7 protein-coding genes are annotated in these 9,439 nt (G+C 73.3%); 6 read left to right on the top strand and 1 reads right to left on the bottom strand.

Annotated elements, in window-relative coordinates; translation table 11 throughout:
- From ACJA3G_RS21430 to ACJA3G_RS21420, 3 genes are all read left to right on the top strand, one after another.
- Positions 1-792, top strand: a 792-nt coding sequence (locus ACJA3G_RS21430) for a collagen binding domain-containing protein (RefSeq protein ID WP_406554636.1), incomplete at its 5' end; no start/stop codon positions are given.
- Positions 793-925: 133 nt separating this feature from the next.
- On the top strand, positions 926-3,370 hold the full coding sequence (locus ACJA3G_RS21425) for a SpoIIE family protein phosphatase (protein ID WP_406554635.1): 2,445 nt from the start codon (positions 926-928) through the stop codon (positions 3,368-3,370).
- A gap of 105 nt (positions 3,371-3,475) precedes the next feature.
- Positions 3,476-4,201, top strand: a complete 726-nt coding sequence (locus ACJA3G_RS21420) for a class I SAM-dependent methyltransferase (RefSeq protein ID WP_406554634.1) — start codon at positions 3,476-3,478, stop codon at positions 4,199-4,201.
- A gap of 28 nt (positions 4,202-4,229) precedes the next feature.
- Here ACJA3G_RS21420 and ACJA3G_RS21415 read toward each other — a convergent pair whose 3' ends face one another.
- The gene (locus ACJA3G_RS21415; RefSeq protein WP_406554633.1) at positions 4,230-5,090 is read right to left on the bottom strand and encodes a lytic polysaccharide monooxygenase; all 861 of its coding nucleotides are present in this window, start codon (positions 5,088-5,090) and stop codon (positions 4,230-4,232) included.
- A 179-nt stretch (positions 5,091-5,269) separates the two neighbouring features.
- Here ACJA3G_RS21415 and ACJA3G_RS21410 point away from each other — a divergent pair, with 179 nt between their 5' ends.
- The 3 genes from ACJA3G_RS21410 to ACJA3G_RS21400 form a co-directional block, all read left to right on the top strand.
- Complete coding sequence (locus ACJA3G_RS21410; RefSeq protein ID WP_406554632.1) at positions 5,270-6,103, top strand: M55 family metallopeptidase; 834 nt, start codon at positions 5,270-5,272, stop codon at positions 6,101-6,103.
- Positions 6,096-7,421 carry a M20/M25/M40 family metallo-hydrolase gene (locus ACJA3G_RS21405; RefSeq protein ID WP_406554631.1) on the top strand — a complete coding sequence of 442 codons (1,326 nt, stop codon included), beginning with the start codon at positions 6,096-6,098 and terminating at the stop codon, positions 7,419-7,421. The genes ACJA3G_RS21410 and ACJA3G_RS21405 overlap by 8 nt, the downstream gene beginning before the upstream one ends.
- A gap of 15 nt (positions 7,422-7,436) precedes the next feature.
- Positions 7,437-9,439 (top strand): prolyl oligopeptidase family serine peptidase (locus tag ACJA3G_RS21400; protein ID WP_406554630.1); only part of this gene is annotated, 2,003 nt, incomplete at its 3' end.

Here is a 9,439-nt window from a genome sequence, read left to right as displayed (position 1 = left end):
CCCCAGGCGCGTACGCCCCACGCCCCCGTCCACAGCGGCGTCCCGGTCAGCGGAACGGTTCAGCACAACGACGGCACCACCGTGCCGCGCGCCGCGCTCACCCTCGTCGACGTGCGCGGACAGCAGGTCGGGCGCGGCGGCAGCGGCGAGGACGGGCGGTACGCGCTGAGCGTCCCGGGCCCCGGCAGCTACGTCCTGATCGCCGCGGCCACCGGACACCAGCCGCAGGCCGTCTCGGTGACCGTCGGCGAGCGCCCGGTCGAACTCGACGTGGTCCTCGGCGGCGCCGGACGGCTGGCCGGGTCGGTGGTCACCGCCGACGGCACCCCGGTACGGGACGCCGCGGTGACCCTCACCGACGTACGCGGCGAGGTCGTCGCCACCACCCGCAGCGGGGCCGAAGGGGCCTATGTGATCGGCGAGTTGGTGGCCGGCGAGTACACCCTGGCCGCCGGCGCCCCCGCCTTCCGGCCCGCGGCCCTCCCCGTCAGCGTCCAGGCCTCGCGCGAGACCCGGCAGGACATCGAACTCGCGGGCGGCGCCGTGCTGCGCGGCACGGTCAGGGCGAGCGGCGGACGGCCGGTCGAGGACGCGCGCGTGACGCTGCTGGACGCGGCCGGGAACGTGGTGGACACCCTCACCACGGGCCTCGACGGCGCGTTCCGCTTCGTCGACCTCTCCTCCGGCGAGTACACGGTGATCGCCGCCGGGTATCCGCCGGTGGCCACGGTCCTCCAGGTCGCGGGTGGCGGTCGCACCGAGCGCGACCTCCAACTGGGCCACGAGGACTGACTATTCGTCAACCAAATGCCCGGTCCACGCGGGCGTGCGCCGTATTCCGGCGTTGCCCCGCGCGCGGCCTTCGCATGGCCGTACGGTAGGTGGCACAGCCGCAGATCCTTGCGGCGGGAAGGAGCCTCCACCCATGGACAGTGGCACTCCGCCGACGCTGCCCCGGCAGTCCGCCGTGGCCGGACGGATTCCGCTTGCCGTGATCGTCGTGGACGGCGACGGGCTGGTCTCGCACTGGTCGACCGGTGCGCGCCGGCTCTTCGGACCCGCCCGCGAGGAGGCGGTGGGACGGCCCGCCCTCGATCTGCTGCCGGTCTCCGGCGCGCTGGGCGAGGACCGGTCCGTCGACACGCTGGGCGAGTTGGACGCCTACGACATGTTCGGCCCCGCGCTGGACGCCTCGCTCAACGGCCTCACCTCGTACCCCACGGCCGGGCGCGCCGCGCTCTCGGATCCCGGGCGGCCCCGCGTCGATGTGCTCTGGTGGGCGTATCCGCTGGTCGGGCCCGGCTCCGGGCGGCTTCTGGTGCTGGCGGCGGACGCGGCGCAGCTGCACGCCGGGCACCCGGGCCCGGGCCGGGGCGGCGTGGAGCGGATAGCGCCGGGCTTCGCGCTGCACACCGAGTTCCAGGGCGCCGAGGAGCTGGCCGGGCGGCTGCCCGAGATCCTGCCCAGCATGAGCGTGGGCGAGAGCTCCCGGATCGTCTCGCAGGTGCTCGAACTGGGCTATCCGGTCCTGGAGTTCAGTCGGCACGACCGGGTGCCGGTGACGCCCGACTGGGGTGTGCCCCGCCGCCCGGAGCGCAGGTCCGCGCGCGGCGCCGAGCAGACTTCCGCCGCCGCCGCCGTGCCGGCGCCCGCGCCCGAGTTCGCGCAGGACCTTGAGTACGCCGCGGTGCGCGAGCGGCTGGAGTTCCTCAACGAGGTCAGCGGACGCATCGGCTCCTCCCTCGATCTGTCCCGCACCATCCAGGAGGTGAGCGCCGCCGTGGTGCCGCGCTTCACCGATGTCGCGGGCACCTATCTGCGGGAACAGGTCATCGCCGGTGAGGGGTTCCCGGACGGCCCGCCGGACGAGACCACCCTGTGGCACCGGGTCGCCGTCGAGCACGTCGACGCACCCGGGCGGTGGGACGACGTCGTACCGGTCGGCGAATCCATGCCGTTCCCCGCGCACACCCCCTTCTTCCAGTGCATGACGACCGGCGAGCCCGTGCTCGTCCCGCGCATCAGCGAGCAGATGGGCACCGCCATCGCCTCGCAGTTCGAAAAGCGTGACATCCGGCCTCTGATCAACGGCCGGTCGATGCTGCTGGTTCCCCTCAAGGCGCGCAATGTGGTGCTCGGGTTCATGATCCTGCTGCGCCACGCGGAGCGGGCCGAGTTCAACGACATGGACCGGGTGACCGGCGCCGAACTGGCCGCCCGCGCCGGGCTCGTCCTCGACAACGCCCGGATGTACACCTACCAGGAGAGCGTCGCCGAGACCCTCCAGGACTCGATGCTGCCGCAGGTCACCCCACAGATGACGGGCTGCGACACCGCCACCCGCTATCTGCCCGGCACCCTGCTCGGCCGGGTCGGCGGCGACTGGTTCGACTCCATCAAGCTGCCCGGCTCCCGGATCGCCCTCGTGGTCGGTGACGTCATGGGCCACGGCCTCAACTCGGCGGCTATGATGGGCCAGTTGCGTACCGCCGTCCAGACCATGGCGGCCCTGGACCTGCCGCCCGCCCAGCTGCTGCGCAACCTCGACGATCTGGCGCAGCGGCTCGGCGAGCACTATCTGGCGACCTGTCTGTACGCCGTCTACGACCCCATCGAGGGTGAACTCCTGCTGGCCAACGCGGGCCATGTGCCGCCGGTCCTGGTTCGCGCCGCCGACGGCCGCAGCGAACTGCTGGAGTTGCCCACCGGGGCGCCCATCGGCGTCGGCGGGGTGCCCTTCGAGACCGTCCGCCTGCGCGTCGAGCCCGGCGACCGGCTGGTGATGTGCACCGACGGCCTGGTCGAGGTGCGCGGCGAGGACATCGGTGTGGGCCTCGCGACGCTCTGCGAGTCGGCCGCGCACCCGGCCGCCTCCATGGACGACGCCTGCGACACGATCATCCGCGCCCTCAACGTCCGCGGTGGCCGCAAGGACGACGTCGCCCTGCTGATGGCCCGGCTCAACGGCATCGCGCGCGAGGACGTGGCCGAGTGGCAGCTCGACATCGACGCGCGCGAGGTGGCCCGGTCCCGGCGCCTGGTCGTCGGCCGACTGCGCGCATGGGATCTGGAGGAGGTGGCGGAGACCGTTGAGCTGCTGGTCAGCGAGGTCGTCACCAATGCCGTACGGCATGCGCACAGCCACCGGGTGCGGCTGCGGATGGTCCGGGCCGAGACGCTGCGCTGCGAGGTCGTCGACGACGACCACACGCTGCCGATGCTGCTGCACGCGGGAGCGCTGGACGAGGCCGGGCGGGGTCTGCGGGTGGTGAGCCGGCTGGCCCGCGAGTGGGGGACGAGCCGTACGGGCGAGGGCAAGACCGTGTGGTTCGAGGTGCCGCTGCCGCGCCGGGGGCGCACGGGGCGCTGAACCGGCTCGAAGGAGGCGTGAAGGATTGCGCCGGGTTCTTGTCGGCGTGACTCAGGACCGATAGACCGATCTTGACACTGTGCGTGCCAGCCTGGGGAGTCGGTCATGAGTGTGACGAGTCGGTACAAGGACGCCTGGGAAGGCTTCTGGAACGAGGCGCCGAACGAGACGGGCGCGGTGTTCTGGGACGCCGAGCCGGCCCTGACGGCGGGCCCCCACCTCGCCCTCTTCGAGCCCCATCTCACCGATCTGGCCCTGCCCCTGGTGGATCTGGGGTGCGGCAACGGCACCCAGACCCGCTTCCTGGCCGACCGCTACGACAGGGTGGTCGGCGTCGACCTCTCACCCGCCGCGGTGGAGCGGGCCAGAAGCCAGGACCCGGACGGGCGCGCCCGGTTCGAGGAGTTGGACGCGACCGACGAGAAGGCCGTCCAGGACCTGCACGCGCGTCTGGGCGACGCCAACGTGTACGTGCGCGGGGTGCTCCACCAGTGCGAGCCGGCCGACCGCGGGCCGCTGGCCGACGCCGTCGCCACACTGGTGGGGACGCGCGGCCGGGCCCTGCTGGTGGAGCTCGCGGAGACGGCCAAGCAGGTCCTGGTGGGGCTGGCCCAGGACCCGGCGGGGGCGCCGCCGAAGCTGCGCCCGGTCTTCGACCACGGCCTCACCCCGGGCGAGGTGGCCGACGCGGCCGTGCCCGCCCTGCTCGGCGCGGCCGGGCTGACGGTCGTGGCCCGCGGCCAACTGCCGCTGACCACGACCGAGTACCGCCCGGACGGCACCCGGATCACGCTGCCGTCCACGTGGTGGGTGGTGGGGCGTACCGGGTGAGGACCGGCGTGGCCGGGCAGGCCGCGGGTCAGGAGTCCTTGCGCCGGCGCAGCAGCAGGACGCCGCCGGCCAGGACCCCCGCCAGGGAGGCCGCCGCGACGGGCTGCGCCGCCGCGCCCATGGCGAACGAGTCCTGGGGCGCCGCTCCTCCGCCGTGCCCGTGGTGGCTGACGGTGGACCTGGCCGCGCCGGCGTCGATGGCGCGCCGGCTGGGCGCGGCCGGCTGGGCCGCGGCCTGCGCGGCCTTGCCGTACACGACGTCGGAGCAGCTGTAGAACGCCTCGGGGCTGTCGCTGCGCTGCCACACCTTGTAGATGATGTGGCGGCCGGTGCGGGCGGGCAGGTTCCCGGTGAAGTTGTAGTAGCCGTCGGTGGAGGTCCTCGTCGTGGCGTAGGTGGCGACCGGCTGGGAGTCCAGATCGGACCACTTCAGGGGCTTTGTCGGGTCGAAGCCGTCCTTGGTGATGTAGAGCGTCATGGTCCCCGAGTGCGGGGCGGTCACACGGAACCTGAACCCGAAGGAGCCCGCCGAGACACCGGTGGCCGGCCAGTCGGTGCGGGCCCAGTCCAGGGCGCGGTACTTCTCGCGGTTGGCGGAACACAACTTGCCGTCGGGGATGAGCTGTTGGTGATGCCCGTCGGCGTTGGCGATGTTGACCTCGTTCCAGTCGTAGAGCGGCTGGGTGCCGGAGTCGGCGACCAGGTCCTTGCACACCTGCGACTTGGGGGTCTCGGGGCCTTCCGCGTAGCAGGCGGCGACCCGGCTGACGGGATTGAACACGGCGCCGTGCGCTGCGGCGGGCGAGGCGGCGACGGCGAGCAGTGACGCGGACGCCACACCGAGACCACCGAGGACACCGAGCGAGGCTGCTGTGCGTCGTACGGACATGTGGGGGCTCCTTCTCAGCTGGTTCGGACCAGAGGCTGGCACTGGTCTGGACCAATACGCAAGAGGTCTGCGCCAATTGGGTGCGCCAGGGAGCTTCGGCGGAGCGCGCGGCAGGACACGCGCCGGGGGTTATCCACAGGGCTGGTGAGGGCGTTCCGCGACGCGTACGGTTTCGTGGCATGAAGATCCTCATCAGCGCCGACATGGAGGGCGCCACCGGTGTCACCTGGCCGGCCGACGTGCTGCCGGGTACCCCGCAGTGGGAGCGCTGCCGGGCCCTGTTCACGTCCGATGTGAACGCGGCGGCGCTCGGCTTCTTCGACGGTGGCGCCGACGAGGTCCTCATCAACGAGGCGCACTGGTCCATGCGCAATCTGCTGCTGGAGCGACTGGACGAGCGCGTGCAGATGCTCACCGGCCGGCACAAGTCGCTGTCCATGGTCGAGGGCGTGCAGCACGGCGACGTGGACGGTATCGCCTTCGTCGGGTACCACACGGGAGCGGGCGCCGAGGGCGTCCTGGCCCACACCTATCTCGCCAACTCCATCACGGGCGTCTGGCTGAACGGGACGCGGGCGAGCGAGGGCCTGCTCAACGCCCATGTGGTCGCGGAGTACGGCGTGCCGGTGGTGCTGGTCACCGGTGACGATCTGACCTGCGCCGACGCCGAGGGGTATGCCCCGGAGGCGCACAAGGTGGCGGTCAAGGACCACGTCTCGCGGTACGCGGCGGTGTGCCGCACCCCCGCCCGCACGGCCGCCGACATCAGATCGGCGGCGAAAGCGGCGGCCGAACTGGCGGTCCGTCACGACCCGGTGCGGGGCGGCCCGTTCACCGTCGAGCTCGAATTCGACGCGGAGCACCTGGCGATGGCCGCCACGGTGGTCCCGGGCGCGGCGCGCAGCGGTGAGCGCCGCGTCGCCTACACCAGCGACACCATGTACGAGGGCATCCGCACCTTCAAGGCGGTCACCACGATCGTCTCGGCCGCGGTGGAGGAGCAGTATGGCTGAGCACATCGACGCGACCGCGCTGGACGAGGTGGTGGCCTTCACCTCCGACCTCATCCGGATCGACACCGCCAACCGCGGCGGCGGCGACTGCCGCGAGCGCCCCGCCGCGGAGTACGTGGCGGAGCGGCTCGCCGCCACCGGCCTGGAGCCCACCCTGCTGGAGCGCACACCCGGGCGCACCAACGTGGTGGCGCGCATCGAGGGCACCGACCCCGGCGCCGACGCGCTGCTGGTCCACGGCCATCTCGACGTGGTGCCCGCCGAGGCCGCCGACTGGAGCGTGCACCCCTTCTCGGGCGAGGTCCGCGACGGTGTGGTGTGGGGCCGGGGCGCCATCGACATGAAGAACATGGACGCGATGGTCCTCACCGTCGTCCGCGCCTGGGCGCGCGCGGGCGTGCGCCCCCGGCGGGACATCGTCATCGCCTACACCGCGGACGAGGAGGCCAGCGCGGTCGACGGCTCGGGCTTCCTCGCCGACCACCACCCCACCCTGTTCGAGGGGTGCACCGAAGGCATCAGCGAATCCGGCGCGTTCACCTTCCACGCCGGCCCCCGCCTGGCGCTCTACCCCATCGCGGCGGGTGAGCGCGGCACCGGCTGGCTGAAGCTCACCGCGCACGGCCGGGCGGGCCACGGCTCCAAGGTGAACTCGGCCAACGCGGTCAGCCGGCTGGCCGCCGCGATCGCCCGGATCGGGGAGCACCGGTGGCCGGTCCGGCTCACCCCGACCGTCCGGGCGGCCCTGACCGAGCTGGCCGCGCTGTACGGGATGGACATCGACCCGGCCGCCCGCGGCTTCGACGTCGACGCGCTCCTCGACAAGCTCGGCCCGGCCGCCGCCCTGGTGGAGGCGACGGTACGCAACAGCTCCAACCCGACGATGCTGGAGGCCGGTTACAAGGTCAACGTGATCCCGGGGCACGCCACCGCGTATGTGGACGGGCGGATCCTGCCGGGTGGCGAGGACGAGTTCCGCGCCACGCTCGACCGGCTCACCGGCCCGGACGTCGACTGGGAGTTCCACCACAACGAGGTCGCCCTCCAGGCCCCGGTGGACACACCGACGTACGCGAAACTGCGCGCGGCCGTCGAGAAGTTCGCCCCCGAGGGCCATGTCGTGCCGTACTGCATGTCCGGCGGCACCGACGCCAAGCAGTTCTCCCGGCTCGGCATCACGGGATACGGTTTCTCGCCGCTGCGGCTGCCGCCCGGCTTCGACTACCAGGCGCTGTTCCACGGCGTCGACGAACGGGTCCCGGTGGACGCCCTCCACTTCGGGGTGCGGGTCCTCGACCACTATCTGCGTTCCGCGTAGGGGGAGTTGGAAGACATGGTGCCCATCGGGCCTTACGGAACCTGGCCGTCGCCCATCGACGCCGAGCTCGCCGCCGCCCACGACGGCTCGCCCGACTTCGTCGGCGTCGTCGGCGCGGAGGTGTGGTGGACCGAGCCGCGTCCCACCGAGGGCGGCCGACGCGCCCTGGTCCGACGCCGGACGGACGGCAACCCCGAGTCGCTGCTGCCCCCTCCGTGGAACGTACGCAGCCGGGTCATGGAGTACGGCGGCGTGCCGTGGGCCGCGGCGGCGCGGGACACCGGGGGACCGCTTGTGGTCTTCGTCCACTTCCCGGACCAGCGGCTGTACGCCTACGAGCCGGACGGCGCGGGGGAGCCGAGGCCGCTCACCCCGCTCTCGGCGGTGGGGCAGGGGCTGCGCTGGGCCGACCCCGTCCTGGTGGCGGGGCGCGGTGAAGTGTGGTGCGTGCTGGAGGAGTTCACCGGGGACGCGCCGACCGACGTGCGCCGGGTGCTCGCGGCCGTACCGCTCGACGGCTCGGCCGCCGAGGACCGCGGCCGGGTGCGCGAGCTCTCCGACGGCCGGCACCGCTTCGTCACCGGCCCCCGGCTCTCCCCGGACGGCTCCCGCGCCGCATACCTCGCCTGGGACCACCCGGACATGCCGTGGGACGGCACCGAGCTGTTCCTCGCGGAGATCGGAGCGGCCGGTGTCCTCGAAGGGGCGCGCTCGGTCGCGGGCGGCCCGGGCGAGTCCATCGCCCAGGTGGAGTGGGCACCCGACGGCCGGCTGCTGTTCTCCTCCGACCGCACCGGCTGGTGGAACCTCTACCGGTCCGACCCGGTGTCCGCCGACCCGGGGCCCGCCACTCCGGCCTCCGCCCGCCCGGCGGACCGTGAGGGCGCGGTGGTGGCGCTCTGTCCGCGCGAGGAGGAGTTCGGCGGGCCGCTCTGGCAGCTCGGCCGCCGCTGGTTCCACCCGCTGGAGAGCGGTCTGGTCGCGGTGGTCCACGGCCGGGGCGCGACCGCGCTCGGCATACTCGACCCGGAGACCGGCGAGGTCGTGGACGCGGCCGGGCCCTGGACGGCCTGGCAGGGCACGCTCGCGGTGCACGGCAGCCGGGTCGTCGGGGTCGCCGCGAGCCCGCGCACGGCGGCCGAGGTGGTCGAGCTGGACACCCGCTCGGGCCGCACCCGCGCGGTCGGGCGCCCCCACGAGGACGCGGTGGACCCCGCGTACTACCCGGAACCGCAGATCCGCACCTTCACCGGCCCGGGCGGCCGTGACATCCACGCCCTGGTCTACCCGCCGCACCACCCCGGCCGGGCGGCGCCCGCCGAGGAACTGCCGCCGTATGTGATCCGGGTGCACGGCGGACCCACCGGTCAGGTCCCCCTCGTCCTCGATCTGGAGATCGCCTACTTCACCTCGCGCGGCATCGGCGTGGCCGAGGTCAACTACGGCGGCTCCACGGGGTACGGACGGGAGTACCGCGACCGGCTGCGCGAGCAGTGGGGCGTCGTCGACGTGGAGGACTGCGCGGCCGTGGCGCGGGCGCTCGCCGACGAGGGCACCGCCGACCCCCGCCGACTGGCGATCCGGGGCGGCAGCGCGGGCGGCTGGACCGTGGCGCTCTCCCTCGCCACCACCGATGTCTACGCCTGCGGCACCCTCCTCTACCCCGTCCTCGACCTCGCCGACTGGTCCTCGCCCGAGGGCACACACGACTTCGAGTCGCGGTACATGGAGTCCCTCATCGGCCCCCGCGCCGAGTTCCCCGGGCGGTACGCGCAGCGCTCGCCGATCAGCCACGCGGAGCGGATCAGCGCGCCGTTCCTGCTGCTCCAGGGGCTCGACGACCCGATCTGCCGGCCCGCCCAGTGCGAACGGTTCCTGGCCCGGACGGCGGGCCGCGGCATACCGCACGCGTACCTCGCCTTCGAGGGGGAGGGCCACGGCTTCCGCCGGGCCGACACCATGGTCCGCGCCCTGGAGGCCGAACTGTCCCTGTACGCCCAGACATTCGGCATCGACCG

It is taken from the genome of Streptomyces sp. YS-3 (assembly GCF_045257485.1).
GTDB lineage: Bacteria > Actinomycetota > Actinomycetes > Streptomycetales > Streptomycetaceae > Streptomyces.
The sequence above is the reverse complement of the archived record's forward strand: the minus strand, read 5'-3'. Positions and strand labels throughout refer to the sequence as shown.

Excerpts from the sequence above, each read along its gene's own strand:
- ACJA3G_RS21425 (WP_406554635.1), top strand. The coding sequence starts at position 926 with ATGGACAGTGGCACTCCGCCGACGCTGCCCCGGCAGTCCGCCGTGGCC.
- ACJA3G_RS21420 (WP_406554634.1), top strand. The coding sequence starts at position 3,476 with ATGAGTGTGACGAGTCGGTACAAGGACGCCTGGGAAGGCTTCTGGAAC.
- ACJA3G_RS21415 (WP_406554633.1), bottom strand. The coding sequence starts at position 5,090 with ATGTCCGTACGACGCACAGCAGCCTCGCTCGGTGTCCTCGGTGGTCTC.
- ACJA3G_RS21410 (WP_406554632.1), top strand. The coding sequence starts at position 5,270 with ATGAAGATCCTCATCAGCGCCGACATGGAGGGCGCCACCGGTGTCACC.
- ACJA3G_RS21405 (WP_406554631.1), top strand. The coding sequence starts at position 6,096 with ATGGCTGAGCACATCGACGCGACCGCGCTGGACGAGGTGGTGGCCTTC.